Raw genomic sequence first — 22658 nt, forward strand, 5'->3', positions numbered from 1 at the left:
CGGCCCCGCCCGGTGACGCCCGCTAGGGGTTCTGCGGCGCCGGAGCCGGAGCGGCGTGCTGCGGGTCACCGGCAATCGCAGGTGGACGCGGGCGCGGCGGCTGGTGGCAGTGCTGAGTGCAGCCGCAGTTGAGGCCGATGATGCAACCGCCCCCGCCGACGGGCTGCACCGGCAAGGCCCCACCAGGGATCGGCGGCGCCGGCGTCACGCTCGATGAAGATGCGACGGAAATGGCCGCGTCGCCGGCCGACCAACCGAAGGCCAGGACCAGCGCGGCCCCGCAGGCACACAGCGCCGCCGCAGTCCTGGCCTGTCCGTTTCCCACGCCTCCCCACTTTAGTTACTCGCCGCGCGATGCGCAGAGCGCGCGCGGACTTGAAAGAACACTCATAGAAATCGCCAAGAATCCTCCAAGGGCGGCCCCCCACGGTGAAGTCGCCCAGCGCGCTTTGGGATCGGTAGCGCCAAGGGTCGTTTGCACTTGCCCCACCACCGCTGTGACCCCGCAGCGACCTACCCGGAGGTACATCGCCAATGAGAAGCAAGGTCGTCGTGCTACTGGCCGGCGGGATGCTTGCGCTAGTGCTGCTGACACGCTATTTCGCGCTGAGCCGAGCCGGCGTGCCGTTGGGGTGGATGCTCTACCTCGGCCTGCCCGTCACCGGCGCCGGCGTGCTGTTCGCCCTGCGGCTCATCGAACTGGGCTCGGGGTGGAGCACGAAGGGCGCGACCCTGCAGCACAACGGCGGCGCCCACGCCCACCCGGCCGCGCTCCCGCTCTCCGAGCCGCCGCTTTCCGAGCGCCTCAGGCAGCTGGACGAACTGCACGCCAGAGGCGCGATCTCCGACACCGAGTACAGCGCCCGGCGGCTACACATCATCGCCGACATCTAGGTCGGCCGCGCCAGTCCGCCGGCGCGCCGTCGCCACGCGGATCGCGTAGATCGTGGCGCTGACCCCGAACAGCGCCGCAGTCAGCAGGAGCCAGCGCCCCAGAAAGGGGTCCTGCGTCTGACCGGTGGCAGCCGAATAGGTGGCGCCGCCCTGCTTGATGATGCCCGGAAGGAACACCAGCAGCGTCAGCCCCGCACCCAGCGCGGGCACCCGGATGTAGTTGACCGGCACGGGCGGCGTTGCGGGCCGGACAACGGTCCGCGAGAGCAGCCCGTCGAAAAACGCATAGATCGGGAACAACACCAGGTCGTGGGCGACGATGGCGGCGGCGAACCACACGATGATCGACTGCCACCACACTTGTGGGTTCCACAGTGCGACCGGTTTTATCATGACCACGACGTAGCCCAAGAGCGCAAACCCGGCGATCAGGGTCAGCAGATGCACCGGGCGAGACCCGTAGAGCTTTGCGAAACCCGCTCGGGCGCTAGACATTTGCGGCCGCCCGGAAGGCTATCGACTCCACCCACTTGGTGTTGTGCACCCCGGGCAGCGCCGGCACGATGATGCGCGCCGGGAAGCCGTGATCCGGGGACAGGTCGGCGCCGTTGACGCGCAATGCCAGCAGCGCGTCGGGGTGCAGCACCTGGTTCCGCTGCAGTGTCGCTCGGCCGAATGCGCCGGAGCGCTCCAGCGATGAGACGAGCGCCGACTCCGGCGTGGGAACGCCGGCGAGCCGGGTCAGGTCCGCCAGCCGCACCCCGGTCCAGGTCTGGGTGGTCGACCAGCCTTCCACGCAGGCGATCGGCAGGACGGCGGTGTGCTGCGGCATGGCCAGCAGCGCCACGCGGTCCAGCACCACGCGGCGGGGACCGCCGGTCAGGGTGAGCCGCCAGCGCTCGCCGGTGTTCTCGGCGGAAATGCCGGCGACTACCGCGGTTCGGTTGATCTCGAAGTCGCTGGGCCCGTCGCCACGGGTGCGCCCACGCGGCAGCAGCAGCGCGGCGGGTCGCGCGAAACCACCCAGCGTCTGGCCCGCGGTGATGACGGCCATGAACAGCGCGCCGCCACCCACCAGCGCGAGCGCCCCGCGGCGGCTCATCGTCGCGGGGTGCGGGTCCGCGGCGACCAGCCCGTCCGGCTCCCACGCCTGGGCTGCAGTGTCCGCACGCCGGGTGCGCAGGACGTCGCGCGGTGCGATCGAGCGCAGGCCCGACCACATGGTCGGGATCTTGATCGCGATATGCACGACGAATCCGGCGATGAACACCCACGCGCCGAAGTAATGCGCGGTGTAGAAGCTGAATCCGAAGATGTAGTCGTACTGGATGTTCAGCACACCCGTCACGATCTCGAACAGGACGCCCCCGACCAGCATCAGCAGCGAAACCCGTTCCAGCAGTTGGGCTATCGATCGGGCCGGCGGCCATGCGAACAGCCTCGGTATCACCGACCAGAGCTTGGCGAGCACCACCGGGATCAGGACCAGCCCGAGCCCGACGTGCAGTCCTTGGGTCAGCCGATACAGCCATGACGGGTTGGTGGGCCAATCGAACGTGGGCAGCTTGAGCCAGCCGACGTCGCCCGGGATGGCTTGGCCGAACCGAGGTCCGTAGGCGATGTACGAAAGCAGGCCGGTGACGATGACGACCGGCAGCGTGACCAGTAGCACCGAACCGAACACGGATGTCAGCCACGGACCCCGCAGCGGGCTGCGCCACCGTTGCGCTTGGCGGACACCCGGCGGCGGGTGCTTGTCCAGCAAGCTCCACAGCCGCGCCGGAAACCCGAAGCCGCCGGAATCGGCCGTCGGCTCGGTCTCTTCGCTGTCGGACCCGCGGATGCCCTGCACCATCGATGATCATCCACGACCGGCCGACGGAAATGGTTCAGATTCGCGGATCAGCGCCGCGCGTCAGTCCTTGCCCCGCGGCGGGGGCTCCACCTCGACGCCCGTGGAATCGTGTTCGGGCCCCGCGGCCGGGTGTTCGGCGGGGACACGCTCACGGAACCGCGTGCCCTCGCTGGGCCGATCGGGATCGGGTCGATGCACGTTGCCGTGGTAGGGGCCCGGCTTCGGCCGTGGCTTTCCGCCCGGAAAGGCCAGGCGGAATATGCTGCGGTGCACCATCCACCACTGCTTCGAGAAACGGCCGGAGTTGTACGGCAACTCGTAGCGCTCGCAGATTTCCTTGACCTGCGGCGCGATCTCCGAGTATCGACTGCTCGGCATGTCCGGGTAGAGGTGGTGCTCGACCTGATAACCGAGATTGCCGCTGATGATGTGGAACAGCGGGCCGCCATCGATGTTCGCGGCGCCCAGCAATTGGCGTACATACCAGCCACCGCGGCTTTCGTTCTCGACTTCTTCCTGCGTGAACGTGTACGTCTGGTCGGGGAAATGGCCGCAGAAGATGATCGCGTGCGCCCACACATTGCGGATGACGTTGGCCAGCGCGGCGGCGGTCAGGGTGCGCAGGTAGGTGCTTTCGACGCCGGGCGCGACCTTGTCGAGGAAGTTCGCCGCCTTGGCGGCCCTGCCCTTGTTGGACACCCGACGGATCCGCCTGCCGATGCGGGACCGCGCCGGCTGCTCGAGCCGGCCGCGCAACGCCAGCTGGGTCAGGGCGAAGGCCCCGGCGCTGATGGCCGGCCACCCGAGGTAGTCCTTGTAGATCTGCGCGCGGGCCTTCACGCCGATGCCTCTGAGGTCCTTGCGCACCTCCGACCACGGCTTCTCGCGTTTGCGTATCGCGTCGATGTCCATGTCGTGGACGGCAACGCCCCACTCGAACAGAAGCGTCAGCAGCAGGTTGTAGATCGGTTGGCCCAGATAGCGCGGAGCCCACTTCTGGTTGGGGTCGATGCGCATGATCTCGTAGCCGAGATCCTTGTCCTTGCCGAGGATGTTCGTGAAGGTGTGATGGATGTAGTTGTGGGAGTGCTTCCACGACTCGGCGGTCGACGCGGTGTCCCAGTCCCACACCGACGAGTGGATGTCGGGATCGTTCATCCAATCCCATTGGCCGTGCATCACGTTGTGGCCGATCTCCATGTTCTCCAGGATCTTGGCCATGGAGAGACAGGCGGTGCCCAGCAGCCACGCGGTCTTCGAGCGCGATGCCAGCAACAGCACCCGGCCGGCCACGACGATCTGACGTTGTGCCGAGATGACGTTCTTGATGTAGCGCCGGTCGCGGTCGCCGAGATCGGCGAACACGTCGTCGTGGATCGCGTCGAATTCCTTTGCGAGCTTTTCGAGTTCTTGCTCCCCCAGTCGGGACAGCGGGCTCTCCCCGGCCCTCTTCACGGCAGTTGTCACAAGCCGCTCCTTTCGATCAGAGTTCGAGTTCGACGTCGCCCTCGGCGGTGTTGATGCAGATTCGGACGTCCTGTTCGGTCGGTTCGATCACGTCACCCGAGCGCAGGTCGCGCAGCTTGCCTGACTTCAGCGTGCCGACACAGGTGTGGCAGATGCCGATCCGGCAGCCGAATGCGAGGTTGAGGCCGGCCTTCTCGCCCGCCTCGAGAATCGATGTGCCGCCGTCACATTCGACTTCCTTGTCGCTGTCGAGGAAGCAGACCGTGCCCCCCTCGCCGGCGTTGGCGTCGCCGCCTATCTTCGGTTGGAACCGCTCGAAGTGCAGGCGTTCGCGATCCCCGTTTTCTTCCCAGTGCTCGATCAGGGCGTCGAGCATCTCGCCGGGTCCCGAACAGAACGCCTCGCGCTCGCGCCAGTCGGGGCACACCTCATCGAGGTCCTCGGGTGTCAGTCGCCCCTGTTCGGAGGTGAGGCGCAGGTCCAGCCGCATCCCGTCGTGGCGGCCGGCGAGCTCTTCGAGCGCCTCGGCGAACATGACCTGCTCGCGGGTGCGCGCGGAGTGAATGACCAGCACGTCGCCCATCTCGTCGCGGCTATCGAGGCTGCGCAGCATGCTGATGATCGGCGTGATGCCGCTGCCGGCGCTGATGAACAACATCTTGTCCGGCACGGGCTCGGGCAGGGTGAAGACGCCCTCGATCTCGCCGAGCCGCACCAGATCCCCGGGCTGAATTTTGTGGACGAGATACGGCGACACGGCGCCGCCGTCGACCCTCTTGGGCGTGACGCTGATGAGTCCGTCTTCGGGCGTGGGATCCGACGTCAGCGAGTACGCGCGCCAGTGGTAGACGCCGTCGATGACCACGCCGAGGCGCACATATTGACCGGGCTTGTGGCCCGGCCATTCGTATCCGGGGCGGATCAGAACGCTGGCCGCTTCCGAGCCCTGCTGCTCGATGGCTTCGACCTTCCCGCGCAGCTCCTTGGTGGTCCACAGCGGGTTGATCATCTCGAGGTAGTCGTCCGGCTGCAGCGGGCTGAACAAGCGCCGTACCGCGCGCAGGAACAACCGTCGTCCCCGTGGGACCTCGGGCTGGGCGCCTCGTTCAGCCATGCCGTCAGAGTACACAGTTGTGCACTCACTTTAAACGTCCGTTTTGAATTGCCTTGTGGTGCATTGTTCAACAGACACTCAACGGCCATAGAAATTACGCATGGCTGTTCACTACTCGCGATCGGGACCTGGGTGGAGTCGACGCCATGCGTAGGTGAGACGTGCCCGGAGGGCACCCCGCCCAAACATTTGTTCAGAGAATTCTCAGCCGGCCGCTCGCCCGCGCCGCTCCGCGCCGACGCCTATTGTTCGAGGTGTGCTGATCGGCTTCCTCCTCGCTTTGGGTTGCTCGGTTTGTTACGGCACCGCGTCGGTGCTGCAGGCGGCGGCGACGCGATCGGTGGAAGCGGGCAGCGGCTCGGGCGTGGATACCGTGCTGTTGATGCGCGCCGCCCGGCAGTGGCGGTACCTCGTCGGCGTCGGCCTGGACGGCGTCGGCTTCCTCCTTCAAGTGGCGGCGCTGCGCATGGTGCCGATCTACGTGGTCGCCGCGGCGTTGGCCGCCTCGATCGCCGTCACCGGCATCGCATCCGCCTGGCTGCTGTCGGCGCGGCTGTCTCCGTCCGAATGGACCGCGGTGGGTGTGGTCTGCGCGAGCCTGGTGATCCTCGCGCTCGCGGCCGGGCCCGGGCACTTCCGGCACGCCCCGGCCGGTCTCGGGTGGGCTCTGCTGGGCGTGGTGGCCGCGATATTCATCGCCGGTGCGGTGACGGGCCGACTCCCCGACCGGCCGCGCGCGCTGGCGCTGGGGCTGGCGGCGGGGACGGGCTTCGGGGTCATCGAGGTCGGCGTGCGGTTGATCGAGGTGATCGATCCGACCAAACGCGCCTTCTACACCAATCCGGCGCTGTACGCGGCGGCCGCCGGCGGGGCCGCGGGTTTCCTGCTGCTGACCTCCGCCCTGCACCGTGGGTCCGTGACCACGGCCGTCGCCGGGATGGTCGTCGGTGAAACCATCGCGCCCGCGTTCGTCGGAGTGGTGTGGCTGGGCGACAGCGCACGCGACGGGCTTGGCTGGCTGGTCATCGCGGGCTTTGTGGTGGCGGTGTCGGCGACACTCGTGCTGGCGCGGTTCGGGGAAGCGCCGCAGGAGGTTGCCGAATCGGCTCAGGCCGACGAAGCCGTCAGCTGACGGTAGGCCGTCCCGCGGGCCGGCCGGGTCCACAACACGCCACCCTCGGCGCTGACGCCGGCGGCCGTCAGCGCGCGCTTGAGGATCTTGTTGGTCGCCGTCGTCGGCAGCTCGGCATTGATGCGCACATACCGCGGCCAGGCCTTGGGCGACAGGTCCGGTTGCGCGGCGAGGAAGCTCGCGAAGTCGTCGGGCCCCAGCCGCGCCCCGTCTCGCAATACCAGGGCGGCCATCACCTGGTCGCCGACCCGCTCGTCGGGCACCGCGTAGACCGCGACCTGGCTCACCTCCGGCAGGCGTTCCAGGATCCGCTCGATCGGCCCCGCCGCCAGGTTCTCGCCGTCCACCCGCATCCAATCCGCGGTGCGGCCGGCCAGGTAGATCCAGCCGTCGGAGTCGCGGTAGGCCAGATCGCCCGACCAGTACATGCCGTGCCGCATCCGCTGCGCGGTAGCGGCCGGATCGTTGTAGTAGCCGACGAACGGGCCCGCGCCCTGGGTGTTCACGAGCTCGCCGACCGCGTCGTCGAAGTTCGTCAGCGCCCCGTGTTCGTCGAATTCCGCGACGGCGCACTCGGTGAGCGTCGACGGGTTGTAGATGCCGACTCCCGCGTATGGTTTGCCGATCGATCCGGGCGGGGTGCCGTCCTCGCGGACGACGATCACCGCGAACTCGCTGGAACCGAAGCTGTCCACCACGCGGCAACCGAAACGCCTTGCGAATTCGGCGATGTCGCGGTCGGTCGCCTCGTTGCCGAAAGCCACCCGCAGCGTGTTGTCGGCGTCGTCCGGCCGCTCGGGAGTGGACAGGACCAATGCGAGGGGCTTGCCGACGTAGTTGAGGTACGTCACGCGGTGGCGGCGCACGTCGTCGAGGAAGCGTGACGGCGAGAACCGGGCCGGGACCATGGTGGCGCCGGCACCGATCGCGACCGCCCATCCGGCGGCAATGCCGTTGGAGTGAAAGAGCGGCATCGACAGGTAGCAGACATCGTCGGCGGTGACGTCGTACTGGAAGATCAGGCTGGCACCGCACATGACCGCCATCGCGTGGGCGAGCCGGACGACCTTCGGATCACCACTGGTCCCCGAGGTGAAGATCATCATCAGCGTGTCCCCGCCGGTGACCTCGCGGTGCGGAACCAGGGGCGGCGCGGCGGCCACCAGTTCGGCGTAGCGCCGACCCGTCACGTCCAGCACCTGAATCCCGTTGAGGTCCAGGTGATCCAACAGTTCGCGGTGTTCCGGGTCGACGAGTAGCAGCTGGCAGTCGGACCGCCGGATGTCGGCCAGCAGCCCCGCCCCGCGCCGCGTGGTGTTGATCCCGCACAGCACGTAGCCGCCCAGCGCGGCGGCGGCCATGGCGCGCAGCATCGCCGGGGAGTTGGGCAGCAGGGCCCCGACGTGCAGCGGACGCGCCGGGTCGGCGATCCCGATCAGCGCGGCGGCCTCCGCCTCCGCCTCGGCGAGGTGTTCGCGCCACGTCCAGGTGCGCTCGCCGGAGGCGAGGGCCGGGGCGTCGTCGTCGCGGCGTTGCCGCAGCAGCTGCTGAACCGTCTCGATCATCGGGTGGTCAGCACCAGCCCGGCGTAGTGGCGACGCGCCACATCGTCGCAGTGGTGACGATAGGTGCCGAACCCACCGGCGTACGGCATGAAAATCCGTTTCTTGCCTTCGATATTGGCGCCCAGGTACCACGACGAGGCCGCTTTGGGGAAGAGTGTCCGCTCGGCCGCCTGCGCGACGTGGTCGGTCCAGGCCTCGGCGGCGTCGCGGCGCGGCTCCACCTCCGTCACCCCGAGGCGGCGGGTGGTCAACACCAGCCCGATGACCCAGTCGACCTGCACCTCGGCGTGCAGCACCATGTTGGCGAGCACCGACGGGCTGCCGGGTCCGCTGATGGTGAACAGGTTCGGCAGGCCGGGCACCATCAGCCCGAGGAAGGTCAGGGGGCCGTCGGCCCAGACGTCGCGCAGTCGCACTCCCCCGGGCCCCACCGGGTCGATGCCGGTCAGCGCGCCGGTCAGCGCGTCGAAGCCGGTGGCGAAGATCAGCACGTCGCAGGGATAGGTCGCCGCGCTGGTTCGCACGCCGCCGGCGGTGACCGCCTCGATCGGCTCGCGGCGCAGGTTCACCAGCGACACGTTGTCGCGGTTGAACGCGGCGTAATAACCGCCGTCGGTGCAGATTCGCTTCGTCCCTATCGGGTGGTCGACGGGTATGAGGTCGGTGGCCACGACCGGATCCGCGACGATTTCGCGGATCCGCTCTTCGGCGAACTCCCGGGCGATGTGGTTGGCGGCGAGGTCGGAGTTCTGATCGGGGAACGTCTTCGCGAACAGCACCCCACCCTCGCGCCAGCGCCGCCAGAGTGCCTCGGCGCGTTCCTGCGGTTCGGTGTCGACCGCGTTCTTGTGGTACGTGCCGTGCGGGGTGCCCGCGGCCGCGTAGGCCGAGGCGCGGCGGCGCTCGGGATACTGCTCCCGGATCTGTTGCTGCTCCTCCGGAGTCCAGGGGCGGTTGGGCATCGGGATGCTGTAGTTCGCGGACCGCTGGAATACCACCAGCCGATCCGCCTGCGCGGCGACGATCGGAACCGCTTGGATGCCAGACGATCCCGTGCCGATCAGGCCCACGCGCTTGCCGCGGAAGTCGGGATCTTCGCGCGGCCACGCGGCGGTGAAGTACACCTCGCCCGCGAAATCGTCTACGCCGGGAATGTCAGGGCGGTTGACCGCCGACAGGCAGCCCGTCGCGCAGATCAGGAACTGCGCGGCGTAGGCCTGACCATCGCGCGCACGGACCCGCCATTGGCCTTGCTCGAACGCGGCGCCGTCGACGTCGACGCCGAATCGGTAGTGGCGGCGCAGATCGAACCGGTCGGCGACGTGGCGCAGGTAGGCCAGGATCTCCGGCTGGGCGGCGAAGCGTTCGGTCCACGTCCAGCTCTGCTGCAGTTCCTCGTCGAATGAGTAGGAGTAGTCGACACTTTCGACGTCGCACCGGGCGCCCGGGTACCGGTTCCAGTACCACGTGCCGCCCACGTCGGGCGCCGCCTCGAGGCCGAGCACCGACAGGCCCGCCGCCGCCGCCCGGTGCACGGCGTAGAGCCCGGCGAACCCCGCGCCGATGACGATCACGTCGGCTTGCGTCATGCCGACTCGCAGAGGGTGGGCTGCAGTAACTCCCGCAGGTCGGAACAGATCAGGTCACGCGCCGAGGCCGCCGGTGGAAACGACGGAATGGTCAGGAAGCCGTGGAACAGGTCCGGAAAGTCGCGGTGCACCACGCGCACGCCCGCCTCGCGCAACCGGCGCGCATAGCCGCAGCCCTCGCTGTGCAACGGATCGAGGCCGGCGGTGACGATCACCGCGGGCGGCAGGTCGGCGTGCGACCCCGCGCGCGCCGGTGCCACCAGGTGGGCCTGCTCCGGAAGCGTTTGGGCGCCGAGATATTGCCGCCAGTACCACTGCATGGCAGCGCTGGTGAGGAAGTGGCCGGTGGCGCAGCGTTGATAGCTTTCGGTGTCAAAAGACGGATCGATGGCCGGATAGATCAGGAGCTGCGCGGCCGGCCCGGCGACGGCACGTTCACGGCACAGGATGGCGGTGACCGCGGCGAGGTTGCCGCCGGCGCTGTCGCCGGCGATGGCGGTCCGCGCCGGGTCGATGCCGAGTTCGGACGCGTGGCCGACAACCCAGGAGAACGCCGCAAAGGCGTCCATGGCGGCCGCGGGGGCCGGGTGTTCGGGCGCGAGACGGTAGCCGACCGACACGACGACGGCCTGGGTGCCGCGGGCCAGGGCGCGGCAGAAGCCATCGTGGGAGTCGATGTCGCACAACACGAATCCGCCACCGTGGCAGAACACGACCGCGGCGCGGTCGTCCTGCGGCTCGCCGTGCGGGTAATAGACCCGCGCGGGGATGGTGCCGCCGGGCCTCGGGATCGACCGGTCTTCGGTGCGGTGGACGTCGTCGATGTTGTCGACGGGCTGGCGCCGCTGGGCGACGGCGGCGCGGGCCTGCGCGGCGGTCATGGCCTCGACGCGCGGGAATCCCGCGTCCAACTCGCGCAGCATCGCCTGGACGCCGTCAAACGGATCGTCCATGTACACCTCCCGAACTCCTCGTTGAGTCGGTCACGCCGGCCGGTACTTCAATAGGGTGATTTCGTCTTCGGGCAGATCGTAGAATACCGGCTCGACCCGCATGCCGATTCCGACGTCGCCAGGGTCGACGTCCACCAGCTCGGTGCTGAATTTCGGTCCCGCGTCCCACTGCACGACGGCCGGCAGCTGCGGTAGCGAGCCGGCCCAGGGCGGGCCGGTGGGCCTGCGGGCGATCGTGAACGTGTACAGCGTTCCCGCGCCGTCGATTTCGCGCCATTCCAGATCGTCGGCCAATGTTCCCGGGGCAAGGGTGCGCGGGTAGAACACGTAGCGCCCCAGCGAGGGTGAGTACTGCACCAGGATGCGGTGCTGGGCCAGGGCGTCCCAGAAGGGCCGCGACACCGGCGTCGGCTCGGGAACCGGGATGCTCACCGCTAGTCCCCCCGCATCAGCAGCGCGACCTGCTCGCTCATGATGCCGCCGTTGCCGGTGACGAAAGCGGTGTGGCAGTCGCGCACCTGCGCATCGCCGGCCCGGCCCATCACCTGCCGGGCACCGTCGACGACGTGGTGCATGCCACCGGCCATGCCGGCCTGGCCGAAGGACAGTTGTCCGCCGGCGGTGTTGAGTGGAAAGTCACCGCGGTAGGTCAGGTCGTGGCCGGCGATCCAGGACATCCCCTCGCCCTTCCCGGAGAACCCGGCGTCCTCGAGGCTCATCAGCACGGTGATGGTGTAGCAGTCGTAGATCGACGCCATGTCCACCTCGGACCGGTTCAGGCCGGCCATCGCGAACGCCCGGTCGGCGGCGCGGGCGATCGGGGTGCGCAGCAAGTCCTCGGCGTACGTCGGGGTCTTGAAGGCGATGTGTTCGCCAAAGCCCTTGATCCACACCGGGCGGTGGCGGCCGCGCCGGGCGATGTCGGCGTTGGCGATCAGCACGCCCGCTCCCCCGTGCACCCGCATCACGGTCTCCAGCATGTGGATGGGGTCGGCGATCATCGGGCTGGCGAGAACGTCGTCGACCGTGATCGGGGTCCCGTGGAAGACCGCGCCCGGATGGGCGCACGCGTTGGTGCGCTGGTCGACGGCGATCTTGGCCACCGCCGCAGGGTCGTAGCCGAACTCGGCCGCATAGCGCTGCGCGATCTGCGCGTAGGGTGCGTTCTGGCCGACGTTGCCATATGGGATCTCGAATTCCGCTTGCGGCGACCCATAGTTGTTCGACGACGCCCCATACCAATTGGCGGCCGGCGGTGGCCGCTTCTCGGACTGCGGCTGCGAAGCCGATCCCGGAACCACGGCGAGGGCCGCGTCGCAGATGCCGAGCTCCACGGCGGCCGCGGCCCGCCAGATCATGCCCGCCGCCGTGGCGCCGCCCAGGTCGACGCGCTCACCGAAATCGAGTGGCAGGCCGAGGTATTCGCACAGGGTGGCAGGTGCGAACATCGCCGACTCGGCGATGCCGTGGGTCAGCAGGCCGTTGACGCACGCGGCATCGACGCCGGCGTCCTCGATCACCATCTTGGCCAGCAGCGCGTACTGGTCGAGGGTGAACAGCGGCGGGCGGGTGGGACGCCGCTGCGCCGGCAACTCGGCGATGCCGACGATCGCGGCCTCACCCCGCAGGCCGGTCACCGATCGGCTCCCCGAGGCGTTCGGCGGCGGGGTAGTTCGATCGTCGCCGTGCCGGGCATCAGCACCGTCGCCTCGCGGCGACCGGCGATGTCGAGGTCCACCAGCCCGGCGCCCCGGTCGGAGAGGCGTTTGCCGGTGACCGTGCCGCCGAAGCTCAACGGCTGGCCGGGGTGAGCGACCGCGCGGTTCTGGACGGAGAAGGACACCAGCCGGCCACGGGCGCCGATCCAGTCCCCGATGGCCCGGCCGAGCAGCGCGGCCTGCAGCGGGCCGTGCACCAGCACGTCATCGTAGCCCTCGACCGTGCGCGCCCAGTCCTTGTCGTAATGGATGCGGTGGCCGTTGTAGGTGGCGGCGCTGAAAAAGAACAACTGCGTCTCGTCGACGGTGACGGTGAGGTCGGGCATCGCGTCACCCACCTCGACGTCCTCATAAAAGACTTGGTCGGCCATGACGCTCCTAGGGACGGGCGATCATCGAAGTCGATGCTTCGGCGAGCAGCTCTCGGTGCTGGTTGCGGTACACCGTGCGCCAGGTGACCAACACGAATCTGCCGGAGCGGCCCTGCTTTTCGACGATGGACTCGACGCTGCGCACCATTTCGATGTCGTCGCGGTGATAGGCCGGCAGGTGGAAGGTGAAACTCTCGCCGCCGGCCATCCGCTTCGGCGCGCGCGGGAACGCGAGGCTGCCCGAGATCGCGCCGGAGGAACCGTCGGGCCGCAGTGCCTCGAGGTGCGTAACACCGAGCACCGCGTACTGCAGGTAAAGCGGAGGGCAGATGATGTCACGAAAGCCGCTGGCCCTGGCGTAGTCCGGGTCGAACCACAACGGGTTGTGGTCACCGATCGCCGCCGCCCAGCGTTGCCAGTCGCGCCGGTTCATTTCGCCTGTCGCCGTGGCGGCGACGGTGCCGACGCGCGACGCGGATTCGGCATCGATCAAGCTGTCATGTTCATTCGAGCTCATCCAGGCTCCTCCGAGTCCAGCGTCTCCTCCAGCCACGATGCGGCTACGTCCGCCCCGCCACCCCACGTCGAGCCCAGCCGTGCCCGCTCCGTCCACAAATGCAGGTCGGTTTCGGTGACATACCCCATGCCGCCGTGCAATTGGTGGGCATTTAGCGTGACCAGCCTGGCCGCGCCGGCCGCGTGCATCCGCGCGATGGCGGTTTCCCGGGTCGCCGTGCGGCCGCGTGCGATCCAGAAGACCGCCGCGTGGGCGGCCAGCCGCGCCGCCGCCACGGCGATGTGCATGTCGGCGACCAGGTGCTGGGCGGCCTGGAACGACGCGATGGGCCGGCCGAATTGGTGACGCAGCGTGGTGTAGTCGACGGTGCGGTCGAGGACCGCCTGCCCGACTCCCGCCAGGTCCAGCGATCCCAATGCCACCGCCGAATTGGCCACTCGGCGCAATTGCAAGGCGGAGACGTCACCGAGCAGCGCGTCGGCGGGGACCACAACGTCGTCGAAGCGCACGGTGAACGCCCGGTTCCCGCCGGCCATCGCGAGCGGTTCCGTGGCTACCCCGGTTGCTTTGGTCTCGACGACGAAAGCGAACGTATGTTCTTGCGCCGCAGCCGAAATCACGATGATGTCGGCGACGTCGGCGTCGGCGACGTAGTCCGCGATGCCGTTCAGCCGCCATTGCCCCGACACCGGGTCGGCGCGGAGTGCCGCCGACACCACGGCGGCGTCGCGTGCGCTGCACAGCGCCGTGGTGCCGCGAACGGTGCCGCGGGCCAGCGGCGGCAGCCAGGTGCCCTTGGCATTCGGGGAGCCGAGCTGGTCGACCGCGAGCGCGGCTTGAATGCTGCTGTGAATCGTCGTCGGGCATAGCGCGCGCCCCGCCTCGGTGTAGAAGACGGCGAGATCGTCGAGCGAGCCGCCGGAGCCACCGTATTCCTCGGCGATGGCCAGCCCTAGGATGCCCGCGTCGGTCAGCGCCTTCCACAGCGCCGGGGTGCGACGGTCCGCGTCCGGTTCGTTCAGCGCGCGCACCAACGGCACGGGGCTCTCGGCCGCCAACAGTGCGCGCAGCGTCGCGGCGAACTCGCGCCGCTCAGCGGTGGGTATCGCTTTCATGCGTCAGCGCCCATAGCTGGGCATCTTGTGCCCGCGCTGGGCGATGATGTCGCGGAGCACCTCGTTGGTGCCGCCGCCGAAACGCATCAGGGGCGCAGCCCGATAGAGCCGCTCGAACTTGCCGCCCAGCGGCGCCTCTTGGCTGCGGTGCGCCAACAAACCGTCCGGGCCGAGCAGGTCGAGCGCGAGCACCGCGATGCGTTGGCGCAGTTCACTGGTGAAGATTTTCTCGATGCTGACCTCCACCGAAGGGATGACGCCGCTGTCGAGGATCGACGCGGCCTCGTAGCCCATCAGGGTGGCCACCGCCACGTCGGCTTCCGCCTGCGCGAGCCGGTGCCGCAGCGACGGGGTGTCGGCGGGCACCGTGCCGTCACGGCGCGGCGTTCGCGCCAGCTCGCGCAGCTCATCGACGGCGCGGCGTAGGTCGCCGGCGTTGGTCAGCGCGCCGCGTTCCAGGTCCAGCGCGCCGGTGATGTACGTCCAGCCGCGGTTGACCTCGCCCACCAGGTTGGTGACCGGCACCCGGACGTCGCGGAAGTGCACCTCGTTGGTGCGATACCCCGACCACGCGTAGAGGGGGCGGATCGTCACGCCGGGACTGTCGATCGGCACGATGATGACCGAAATGCCCCGATGCCGGACGCCGTTGGGGTCGGTACGCACGCAAAGCCACTCGTGGGTGGCGCGCTGTGCGCCGCTGTTCCAGGTCTTGGTGCCGTTGATCACCCATTCGTCGCCGTGGCGGACAGCACTGGTGCGCAGACTGGCCAGGTCGGTGCCGGCGTCGGGTTCGGAATAGCCTACGGCGCAGATCATTTCGCCCTTGGCGATCAGCGGCAGCCATTCGGATTTGTTCCGTTCGGTGCCGTGCCGCATGATCATCGGCGCCACGGACGTGACGGTCAGGTCGGGCCCGGGGACGCCCCAGTACTCGAACTCGCTCATGAGCAGATGCAGGTGGATGGCACCCAGGCCCAGTCCGCCGTACTCGGATGGCCAGTTCAGGCCGAACCAGCCCTTCTCCCCGATCCTGCGACGGAACCGGGCGACCTCGCCGTCGGGAAACTCCAGATCGTGCTCGGCGAGTTCGGCCCGCAGCTCCGCGGTGACGTTGTCGTGGAGGAACTCGCGGATCTCGGTGAGCCAGGCGCGCTGCCCGGCGTCGAGTTCGAAATCCATTGGGGTGGCTCTGCCTTTCTGCAGCCTTTCTGAAAGGCTTATCACCAAGCAGCGCCAGCGTAACGCCACGGTGAGATCACGCCAGGGATTTCGTCGTGACGTCACCCTCGGCGCGGGGCGCCATCTGATCGCTCCGACTGTAAAGGCGCTGTCAAACTCCCGTTAATTCGCGTCGGCGCTCTCGCAGATGCGCGGTCGGGCTGCCAAGCTTTTTACATCGGCCGGTCGATGCTGACCAGGCACTCTGCCCAGCCGCAGCCTGAGGGAGAAGTCATGCCCACTCTTGAGACCCGCCTCCGCGAAGACATGCGCAACTATGCCGTCGAGTTGCGCCAGCTGGCGTACACCCTGCCGCTGGGCGTTGGCGAGCATGCGCTCCTGGAATTGTCCGACCGCATGCGGACGGCCGCGGAGCAGGTAATCCGCAAGGGGGCCTGACCCGGCGCGAGCTCAGCCGCCCTTGAGCCGGATCTTCCAGCGGACGAAGCTCAGGTAGAACACGCTGATAACCACCAGCATGGCGATGTCGAACCACCATGCGCCCGGCGTGTGATGCCAGTGGGCATCCTTCGGGCTGAGCGGACCGGGCACCAATTTGGTCAGGTCGGCGGTGGAGGCCGACGCCGCGAACCCCCAGCGCGCCGGCGTCGCCCAGGACATCTGGTCCAGTCCGAGCCGCCCGGTTACCGGGATCATGCCGCCGGAGAACACCAGCTGCGACATGACCGCCACCACCAGGAGCGGCATGATCTGTTCGTTCGACTTGGCGATGGCCGACAGCGCGAGCCCGAGCATCGCCGAGGCCACGCACGTCAACGCGACGTCGACGAACAGCTCGAGACCCGGCCGGCCCAGCGCCACCGCCCCCTGAGACGGACCGCCCTTGCCGAGCAGCACGATGATGGTCACGATCGCCGATTGGATGACCGCGAAAATCGTGTAGACGCAGACCTTCGCCATCAGATAGGCACTGGTCGACAGGCCGACCGCCTGTTCGCGCAGGAAGATCGGGCGTTCACCGATCAGGTCGCGGATGGTCAGCGCGGTCCCCATGAACACCGCGCCCACGTTGAGCAACACCAGGATCTGGCCGGGCTCGTTGGGTGCGGCGCCCATGGGATTGGGGATGCCGAACCCGACGTCGCCGGGCACCGACATGGACAGCGAACCCATGATGAACGGCAGCACCGCCAGGAAGACGAAGTAGCCGCGGTCGGAGAAGATCAACCGGACCTGCCGCCTGGCGATCGTGGAGAACTGCCGGAACAGGCTCGTGTGCGACGGGTCGCCCAGGTCGGCGGGCTGCTGCGCCGGGGGTGGTGGCGGCGGCGGACCCGTGCGCGCCAGGTACCGCGCCTTCGCCCCATCCGGGTCGCCCGCGACCGAGCTGAAGATGTCGGCCCAATTCGTCGTGCCCATGGCCGGCCCGATCTGGCCAGGCGGCCCGCAGAAGGCGGTCTTGCCTCCGGGCGCCAGCAGTAGGACCTGATCGCAGACGTCCAGGTACGTCAGCGAGTGGGTGACCACGAGCACGACACGTCCGGCGTCCGCCAGCTGCCGCAGCATCGTCATCACCTGGCGGTCCAGCGCCGGGTCCAGCCCCGAGGTCGGCTCGTCCAGGATCAGCAGCGACGGCCCGGTCAGCAGCTCGAGGGCGACCGAGGCGCGCTTGCGCTGGCCGCCGGAGAGCTTGTCGACCCGGGTGTGCAGGTGCTGGGTCATCTCAAGTTCCTCGAGGACCCGGGCCACCACCTGAGCCCGGTCGTCCTTCGTGGTGTCCGGGGGCAGCCTCAGCTCGGCGGCGTACATCAACGCCTGCTGCACCGTCAGCTGTCCGTGCACCACGTCGTCCTGGGGGACCATGCCGATCCTGCTGCGCAGCGAGGCGTACTCGGCGTGCACGTTGTGGCCCTCGAACGCGACCGTGCCCCTGGTCGGGTGCGTGTATCCCGCGACCAACCGGGCGAACGTCGACTTGCCCGCACCCGAGGGGCCGATGACGGCCGTCAGCGTTCCGGGCTGCGCTCCCAGCGAGATGTCGTCCAGCAGCGTCTTGTTGTTCTCGATCGTCCAGGTCACCCCGCGCACGTCCAGGCCGCCCGTGGGGGTGGCGGTCGCGCTCTCGTCGCGGCGGGCCAGCGTGCCGCCGGCGAAGACGAGGTCGATGTTGCCGATCGTGACGACGTCGCCGTCGTGCAGCACCGCCGAGTCGACCCGGGCGCCGTTGACGAAGGTGCCGTTGATGCTGCGGTTGTCGTGGATCTCGGTGCCGTGTGGCGTCGGAATCAGGGTGGCGTGGTGGCGGGACGCCAGCACTTCGGGAATGACGATGTCGTTGTCGTTGGCCCGGCCGATTTTGATCGCGCCAGGCGCGGACTCCGCCGCGGCTTTGCCGGGCCGCAGGATCTTCAGCATCGATGTCGCGAGGTTCGACGCATCAGCGCCGACGCGGCCGGTCTCCAGCCCCGTCGGGGGCTGGGCGTGGGTCGGGGGAACATTCACCGGCGACGAGCGGTAGATGTGCGGTGCCTGTTGTGGTCCGCTGGGCGGTGCCGCGGGATGGCCACCGGTCGGGTATCGGGGCTGGGGGGCCGACGGGTAGCTCGGCATCGATCCGCTCGGCGGGTGGACGGGCTGCGGTCCGCTGGGCTGCCGGAAAGCGGCCGACGGTGACTGCTGGGGCTGGCCGGGCCAGTGCGCGCCGGGCGGCTGGGTCTGGGGCACCTGAGGGTTCGCCATGCTGGCCGGGTTGACGATCGGTATCGAGGTCGTCAGCGGGGGGCGCCCGGCCGAGCCCTGGTGGCGGCCGACCTCGAAGGTAAGCGCCGGGCCGTCCGGATTGCCGATGTTGACGCGCGTGCCGTCCTGGATGTCGACCATGGGCACGCGATGATGGTTGACGAACAGCCCGTTCAGGCTGCCGTTGTCGACGGCGATCCATCGGCCCTGGTCGAATCGGACGATGAGGTGGGTGCGGGAGATCAGGGGATGCGCCACGCGTACGTCGGCCCGCAGGTCACGCCCGATCGCAACATCATTGCCTGCGGCGAACGTGCGCTCGGATCCCTCGTACCGCACGGTCAACACGGGCGGGGCTGGTCGGCTCATCAGGACCAACTGTATCGGCAGCCGCAAGAATCGGGACGCCGAATTTCGGCCGGACCTCGCCACCAGCTAGGACGCGACGCGTTGGGCCCCGGGTTTGCCGTATGGGTGGGGAACCCGCCGTGCATGGGAGGAGCGTTCCGTCGCCGACGTCTCCCTGCGCGCCACCGCCGACGTTCCGCCCGGCGACGGCCCCGCGAGTGCCGGGTCGCTCCAGACGCCCCGCCCGACTGGCAGGAGCAGTCTGATGGACCACGAATCCGAGGATGTCGACCAGTAGGTGACCCGGCTCGTCATTGTCGAATCAGCTCGGGCTGCAGGCACTTCCGGGGGTTCTGCTACCCCGCGGCTGCGGTGGCGTGCAAACTATAGCGCCACGACTCGCGCGCTGCGGTGACGTCCTTGATGAAATCCCCGATGTAGCGAATGGCCCGTCGGCCCTCGGGCAGGATGTCCGCCGCCAGCGGGAAGTCGTGGATCTGTCCGTCCCATAGGTGCAGATCGCACGGGATTCCGCTGGCTTCCAAGCGCTTTGCCATGAATTCGGCATCCGGAAGCAGCAACTCGTCGGAGCTGGCATGGATGGTCACCGGCGGCAACGACGAGAGATCGGCGTCGACGGGTGAGGCGACGGTGGAATCGCCGCGCCCCTCCAAAAGCTGTGCCCTGCTGAGGTATTGGGCGAACATCGACAAAGCCCCACGGGTGAACATCGAGCATTTGCGCGCGTTGCGGTGCTTCAGCTTTCGTGCCGGGTCGGCGTCGGTGAACGGTGAGATCGCCGCAATCCCCGCGGGCCTCATCAGCTCACTGCTGATGGCCAGCAGCGTGGTCATGAACGCGAGATATCCGCCGGCGGAATCGCCGGCCACTACTACCTGGTCGCCGTCGAAGCCGCGATCCTGCAGCCAGCGTAGGCCGCTCAGCCCATCGTCGATCGCGTCGGTTATCTGATGCGTGGGCAGCTTTCGGTATCCGACCGTGAGCACGGCGGCGTCCGCGGCTTTCGAAAGACGCGTCACCACCGAGCGATGGGTGTTCAGCCCGCAGGTCAGGAAGGCACCGCCGTGCAGATAGAGGATGGCCCGATCGGTCGACGCGCCGGGGGCGCAAACCCACTCGGCGGCACAGTTTTCCAGCTGCACCGGTTCGATATCCGCCGGAATGCCGAGGCGCGGCGCCAATCCCGCGAGCCCGTCGACGTATTCGAATGGCCAGTGCAGGTTCGGGCTGAATGCCCACGCGCGCACGGTGTTCTTCACAATCAGGCGGCTGGCCAACGAGACCGCGACCGATTGCGGGCTGTGGCGATGGTGGATTCGCCGCTTCATTGCGAGACTTGGCAATACGCGACGCGGATCGGTGGTGCTAACCATGCAATCCCTCCTAAGTGGGCAGGGAATACCCCGCAACGGCTGGGAAAAACTGCGAGTTAAGGTCGCATGAATGTTGGCTACATCACGGTTTATCGGCGCGGGCGGATGGGTACAAGGGAACTTTCCGCGGCTTGCCGCGCCTTGGCCTTGGCCGATTTCCGGCCGATATCCGCCCACTACGCCAAGATATGAGCGATGAGCGACGAAACGCGCGCTGAGCCGCTGCTCGGCGGCCGGGTGGCGGTGGTGACGGGCGGTGGCGGCGGCATCGGCGCGGCCACCGCCCGGGTCTTCGCTCAGCACGGCGCACACGTGGTCATCGTCGATATCGACGGCGGACTTGCCGCGGGCACCGTCGATGACATCGCGGCCTCGGGTGGATCGGCCGTGGCGGTGGTTACCGACGTCCGTGATGCGGATGCGGTGGACGACCTGGCGCGATCGGTGTTGGACCGCTACGGCCGGGTGGACGTTCTGGTCAACAACGTGGGCCACTGGCTGCGCCATCCGGGAGATTTCGTCGACACCGACACCCAGTTCTGGGACGAGCTGTACCGGATCAACCTGCACCACGTCTTCCTGGTCACCCACGCGTTCCTGCCGGAGATGGTGGCCCGGCGGGCCGGCGCGATCGTCAACGTCTCCTCCGTCGAGGGCCTGCGCGGCTACCCGGAGGACCCGGTCTATGCCGCATTCAAGGCCGCCGTCATCCAGTTCACCCGCAGCCTTGCGGTGCAGGTGGGCGTGCATGGGGTGCGAGTCAACGCGATCGCCCCCGACGTCACCGAATCCCTCCAGGTGCCCTACTCGCAGTGGCTGTCGGCCGACGAGCAGACCCAGTGGCCGCAGTGGGTGCCGCTCGGCCGGATGGGCGTGCCCGAGGATCAGGCCCACGTCATCCTGTTTCTGGCTTCCGACTTTTCGGCCTTCGTCACCGGCCACACCATCCCGACCGACGGCGGTACCGGCGCGGCGGGCGGTTGGTTCCGCTCGTCGCGCCGGCCCGACCGCGAGTGGACGAATCGCCCCATCGCGCCCTGATCACGCGGACAGCCCTCAGGCCAGGCCCAACGCGGCGTTCTCCGCGCGGATGCGCACCCTGAGCACGAGCGCGTTCGCGATGGTGAACACGGTCGCCGTCAGCCACGCCGAGTGAACCAGCGGCAACGCCGCCACCTCCGCCGCGACCGCCGTGTAATTGGGGTGGCGCACCCACCGATACAGCCCGTCGCTAACCAGCGGAGCATCCGGGATCACGATTAGCCTTGGGTTCCAGCGCCTGCCGAGGACGCTCACGCAGCGCCACCGCACGATCGTGCTGAGCACCACGACCGCGAGCATGGGCCAGCCCAGCCACGGAATGAACGGCCGGTGAAGCGCCCAGGTTTCCACGACGCACGAAACCAGCAGCAAAGCATGCATGCTGACCATCGCCGGGTAATGGTCGCGGCCGAACTCCTTGCCCCCGTGCGCGAATGACCATTTGGTGTTTCGCTGCGCGACCGCCAGCTCGACCAGGCGTTCGCCGCCGATCGCCAGAATCAACAGGTAGTAGTACACGGCCTCGCCCCTCACCACTGCAGCAGCAGCAGCTCGAAGCTGAAGCCCGGACCCATCGCCAGCATGACCCCGAAGCTCCCTTCGGCCGGCGGCTCCGCCACCGTTCGGCGCAGCACGTCGAGCACGGATGCCGAAGAGATATTGCCGTTGTCGCGCATGGAGTTCCGGCTGTGGATCAACGCCTCCGCCGGTAGTCCGAGTGCGTCCTCAATCGAGTCGAGGACTTTGGGTCCGCCGGGGTGACACACCCACGTCGAGACGTCCGGCAGGGACAGGCCGTGGTCGGCCAGGAATCCGTCAACCTCTTTGCGCAGATGGGCGTCGGCCATCTTCGGCACGTCGCGCGACATCACGAGTTGAAAACCGCTGGAACCGACGTTCCAGCCCATGACGTCGACGGTCTCGGGCACGACGCAGCTGCGGGTCCCGAGGATTCGGGGCGCCCGACGATCCCTGCGGCCCCGAGGGATTCGATCGGCGCCCGTGGCTACCACCGCGGCGGCGCCGTCACCGAACAGCGACACACCGATGAGGGCGGGAACCGAGGTGTCGTCGCGCTGCAGCGTGAGGGAACACAACTCGACCGACAGGAGCACGGCCACATCCCCCGGGTAGCCATGCAGGTAGTCGTGCACGCGCGCCATCCCGGCGGCGCCGGCGACACAGCCCAGACCGAACAGCGGGACACGTTTGATATTGGGCCGCAATCCGATTCGGGCCATCAGCCGTGCGTCGATGGTGGGCACCGCGATCCCGGTGCTGGATACCATCACGATGGTGTCCACCTCGTGTGGTTCTATGCCCGCGTCGGCCAGCGCCGACCGTATCGCCCGCTCGCCGAGGTCGACGGCGACCTCGAGATAGGCGTCGTTCGCTTCGGTGAAGCCGCTCAACCGCGGGTAACGCGACAGCGGCAGCGCGAGGCTGCGCTGGTCCACCCCCGTCGTCTGCGCGAAGCGCAGAAACCGCGGGTCGGTGAATTCGGTTAGCTCGCGGGCGACTTCGTCCTGGTTGTAGCGGTGCGTAGTGAAGGCCACCGCGGCGCCGACGATGTGCGGCGCGCCGCTGCCACGCTGGACGGCCCGCGATGTGGATGTGAGATGCGATGTTGCAGTCATGCCTAAGCCGACGACGGGTTCCGCTCA

22 protein-coding genes are annotated in these 22658 nt (G+C 68.4%); 4 read left to right on the forward strand and 18 right to left on the reverse strand.

The window, feature by feature from the left end; all coding sequences use genetic code 11:
• Positions 1-22 precede the first annotated feature (22 nt).
• Complete coding sequence (locus A5773_RS26285; protein WP_197507874.1) at positions 23-325, reverse strand: hypothetical protein; 303 nt, start codon at positions 323-325, stop codon at positions 23-25.
• A gap of 209 nt (positions 326-534) precedes the next feature.
• Between A5773_RS26285 and A5773_RS12400 the strand changes: the two genes are divergently transcribed.
• A complete protein-coding gene (locus tag A5773_RS12400; RefSeq protein ID WP_067791101.1) occupies positions 535-894 on the forward strand; it encodes an SHOCT domain-containing protein in 360 nt (119 codons plus the stop codon).
• Here A5773_RS12400 and A5773_RS12405 read toward each other — a convergent pair.
• From A5773_RS12405 to A5773_RS12420, 4 genes are read right to left on the reverse strand one after another with little or no spacing between them, the layout of a single operon-like run.
• Entirely contained in the window at positions 871-1389 is a 519-nt protein-coding gene (locus tag A5773_RS12405) for a hypothetical protein (RefSeq protein ID WP_067791103.1), read from the reverse strand. The genes A5773_RS12400 and A5773_RS12405 overlap by 24 nt on opposite strands.
• Entirely contained in the window at positions 1382-2749 is a 1368-nt protein-coding gene (locus A5773_RS12410; protein WP_082948207.1) for a molybdopterin-dependent oxidoreductase, read from the reverse strand. Before A5773_RS12410 ends, A5773_RS12405 begins: the two co-directional genes overlap by 8 nt.
• A gap of 60 nt (positions 2750-2809) precedes the next feature.
• On the reverse strand, positions 2810-4204 hold the full coding sequence (locus A5773_RS12415; RefSeq protein WP_369817357.1) for a fatty acid desaturase: 1395 nt from the start codon (positions 4202-4204) through the stop codon (positions 2810-2812).
• 28 nt (positions 4205-4232) lie between these two features.
• Complete coding sequence (locus tag A5773_RS12420) at positions 4233-5330, reverse strand: ferredoxin reductase (protein ID WP_067791107.1); 1098 nt, start codon at positions 5328-5330, stop codon at positions 4233-4235.
• A gap of 256 nt (positions 5331-5586) precedes the next feature.
• Between A5773_RS12420 and A5773_RS12425 the strand changes: the two genes are divergently transcribed.
• Positions 5587-6462: a DMT family transporter gene (locus A5773_RS12425; protein WP_232001842.1), complete on the forward strand. Its 876-nt coding sequence runs from the start codon at positions 5587-5589 to the stop codon at positions 6460-6462.
• On the opposite strand, the gene fadD1 is transcribed toward A5773_RS12425, so the two are convergent.
• From fadD1 to A5773_RS12470, 9 genes are read right to left on the reverse strand one after another with little or no spacing between them, the layout of a single operon-like run.
• Positions 6438-8027, reverse strand: coding sequence for a fatty-acid--CoA ligase FadD1 (gene fadD1 / locus A5773_RS12430; RefSeq protein ID WP_067791109.1), 1590 nt, complete (start codon positions 8025-8027; stop codon positions 6438-6440). The two genes, A5773_RS12425 and fadD1, sit on opposite strands and share 25 nt — an antisense overlap.
• On the reverse strand, positions 8024-9616 hold the full coding sequence (locus tag A5773_RS12435; protein ID WP_067791110.1) for an NAD(P)/FAD-dependent oxidoreductase: 1593 nt from the start codon (positions 9614-9616) through the stop codon (positions 8024-8026). Before A5773_RS12435 ends, fadD1 begins: the two co-directional genes overlap by 4 nt.
• Entirely contained in the window at positions 9613-10569 is a 957-nt protein-coding gene (locus A5773_RS12440; protein ID WP_067791111.1) for an alpha/beta hydrolase, read from the reverse strand. Before A5773_RS12440 ends, A5773_RS12435 begins: the two co-directional genes overlap by 4 nt.
• A 30-nt stretch (positions 10570-10599) precedes the next feature.
• Entirely contained in the window at positions 10600-11001 is a 402-nt protein-coding gene (locus A5773_RS12445; protein WP_067791113.1) for a Zn-ribbon domain-containing OB-fold protein, read from the reverse strand.
• Positions 11002-11003: 2 nt separating this feature from the next.
• Positions 11004-12206, reverse strand: coding sequence for a thiolase family protein (locus tag A5773_RS12450; protein ID WP_067791115.1), 1203 nt, complete (start codon positions 12204-12206; stop codon positions 11004-11006).
• Positions 12203-12658, reverse strand: a complete 456-nt coding sequence (locus tag A5773_RS12455) for a MaoC/PaaZ C-terminal domain-containing protein (RefSeq protein WP_066953741.1) — start codon at positions 12656-12658, stop codon at positions 12203-12205. The genes A5773_RS12450 and A5773_RS12455 overlap by 4 nt, the downstream gene beginning before the upstream one ends.
• Positions 12659-12665: 7 nt before the next feature.
• The gene (locus A5773_RS12460; protein WP_066953738.1) at positions 12666-13175 is read right to left on the reverse strand and encodes a MaoC family dehydratase N-terminal domain-containing protein; all 510 of its coding nucleotides are present in this window, start codon (positions 13173-13175) and stop codon (positions 12666-12668) included.
• Positions 13172-14290, reverse strand: a complete 1119-nt coding sequence (locus A5773_RS12465; RefSeq protein WP_067791117.1) for an acyl-CoA dehydrogenase family protein — start codon at positions 14288-14290, stop codon at positions 13172-13174. Before A5773_RS12465 ends, A5773_RS12460 begins: the two co-directional genes overlap by 4 nt.
• 3 nt (positions 14291-14293) lie before the next feature.
• Complete coding sequence (locus A5773_RS12470; protein ID WP_067791122.1) at positions 14294-15472, reverse strand: acyl-CoA dehydrogenase family protein; 1179 nt, start codon at positions 15470-15472, stop codon at positions 14294-14296.
• A gap of 273 nt (positions 15473-15745) precedes the next feature.
• On the opposite strand from A5773_RS12470, the gene A5773_RS26290 reads away from it, so the two are divergent.
• A complete protein-coding gene (locus A5773_RS26290; RefSeq protein WP_197507875.1) occupies positions 15746-15910 on the forward strand; it encodes a hypothetical protein in 165 nt (54 codons plus the stop codon).
• 12 nt (positions 15911-15922) lie between these two features.
• Here A5773_RS26290 and A5773_RS12480 read toward each other — a convergent pair whose 3' ends face one another.
• The gene (locus tag A5773_RS12480) at positions 15923-18580 is read right to left on the reverse strand and encodes an FHA domain-containing protein (protein ID WP_197505380.1); all 2658 of its coding nucleotides are present in this window, start codon (positions 18578-18580) and stop codon (positions 15923-15925) included.
• A 335-nt stretch (positions 18581-18915) separates the two neighbouring features.
• The gene (locus tag A5773_RS12485; RefSeq protein WP_067791124.1) at positions 18916-19953 is read right to left on the reverse strand and encodes an alpha/beta hydrolase; all 1038 of its coding nucleotides are present in this window, start codon (positions 19951-19953) and stop codon (positions 18916-18918) included.
• A gap of 195 nt (positions 19954-20148) precedes the next feature.
• Between A5773_RS12485 and A5773_RS12490 the strand changes: the two genes are divergently transcribed.
• A complete protein-coding gene (locus tag A5773_RS12490; protein ID WP_067791126.1) occupies positions 20149-20994 on the forward strand; it encodes an SDR family NAD(P)-dependent oxidoreductase in 846 nt (281 codons plus the stop codon).
• A 15-nt stretch (positions 20995-21009) separates the two neighbouring features.
• On the opposite strand, the gene A5773_RS12495 is transcribed toward A5773_RS12490, so the two are convergent.
• Positions 21010-21513: an isoprenylcysteine carboxyl methyltransferase family protein gene (locus A5773_RS12495; RefSeq protein WP_067791152.1), complete on the reverse strand. Its 504-nt coding sequence runs from the start codon at positions 21511-21513 to the stop codon at positions 21010-21012.
• Positions 21514-21524: 11 nt separating this feature from the next.
• Positions 21525-22631: a type III polyketide synthase gene (locus tag A5773_RS12500; protein ID WP_082948208.1), complete on the reverse strand. Its 1107-nt coding sequence runs from the start codon at positions 22629-22631 to the stop codon at positions 21525-21527.
• Between the last annotated feature and the right edge of the window lie 27 nt (positions 22632-22658).

The organism is Mycobacterium sp. 852014-52450_SCH5900713, from assembly GCF_001667075.1.
GTDB lineage: Bacteria > Actinomycetota > Actinomycetes > Mycobacteriales > Mycobacteriaceae > Mycobacterium.

What these genes read in the sequence shown, in the direction of transcription:
- A5773_RS12405 (WP_067791103.1), bottom strand. Translation starts at nt 1,389, where the DNA reads ATGTCTAGCGCCCGAGCGGGTTTCGCAAAGCTCTACGGGTCTCGCCCG.
- fadD1 (WP_067791109.1), bottom strand. Translation starts at nt 8,027, where the DNA reads ATGATCGAGACGGTTCAGCAGCTGCTGCGGCAACGCCGCGACGACGAC.
- A5773_RS12465 (WP_067791117.1), bottom strand. Translation starts at nt 14,290, where the DNA reads ATGAAAGCGATACCCACCGCTGAGCGGCGCGAGTTCGCCGCGACGCTG.
- A5773_RS12470 (WP_067791122.1), bottom strand. Translation starts at nt 15,472, where the DNA reads ATGGATTTCGAACTCGACGCCGGGCAGCGCGCCTGGCTCACCGAGATC.
- A5773_RS12455 (WP_066953741.1), bottom strand. Translation starts at nt 12,658, where the DNA reads ATGGCCGACCAAGTCTTTTATGAGGACGTCGAGGTGGGTGACGCGATG.
- A5773_RS12420 (WP_067791107.1), bottom strand. Translation starts at nt 5,330, where the DNA reads ATGGCTGAACGAGGCGCCCAGCCCGAGGTCCCACGGGGACGACGGTTG.
- A5773_RS12500 (WP_082948208.1), bottom strand. Translation starts at nt 22,631, where the DNA reads ATGACTGCAACATCGCATCTCACATCCACATCGCGGGCCGTCCAGCGT.
- A5773_RS12485 (WP_067791124.1), bottom strand. Translation starts at nt 19,953, where the DNA reads ATGGTTAGCACCACCGATCCGCGTCGCGTATTGCCAAGTCTCGCAATG.
- A5773_RS12460 (WP_066953738.1), bottom strand. Translation starts at nt 13,175, where the DNA reads ATGAGCTCGAATGAACATGACAGCTTGATCGATGCCGAATCCGCGTCG.
- A5773_RS12410 (WP_082948207.1), bottom strand. Translation starts at nt 2,749, where the DNA reads ATGGTGCAGGGCATCCGCGGGTCCGACAGCGAAGAGACCGAGCCGACG.
- A5773_RS12480 (WP_197505380.1), bottom strand. Translation starts at nt 18,580, where the DNA reads ATGAGCCGACCAGCCCCGCCCGTGTTGACCGTGCGGTACGAGGGATCC.
- A5773_RS12440 (WP_067791111.1), bottom strand. Translation starts at nt 10,569, where the DNA reads ATGGACGATCCGTTTGACGGCGTCCAGGCGATGCTGCGCGAGTTGGAC.
- A5773_RS26290 (WP_197507875.1), top strand. Translation starts at nt 15,746, where the DNA reads ATGCCCACTCTTGAGACCCGCCTCCGCGAAGACATGCGCAACTATGCC.
- A5773_RS12435 (WP_067791110.1), bottom strand. Translation starts at nt 9,616, where the DNA reads ATGACGCAAGCCGACGTGATCGTCATCGGCGCGGGGTTCGCCGGGCTC.
- A5773_RS12490 (WP_067791126.1), top strand. Translation starts at nt 20,149, where the DNA reads ATGAGCGACGAAACGCGCGCTGAGCCGCTGCTCGGCGGCCGGGTGGCG.
- A5773_RS12400 (WP_067791101.1), top strand. Translation starts at nt 535, where the DNA reads ATGAGAAGCAAGGTCGTCGTGCTACTGGCCGGCGGGATGCTTGCGCTA.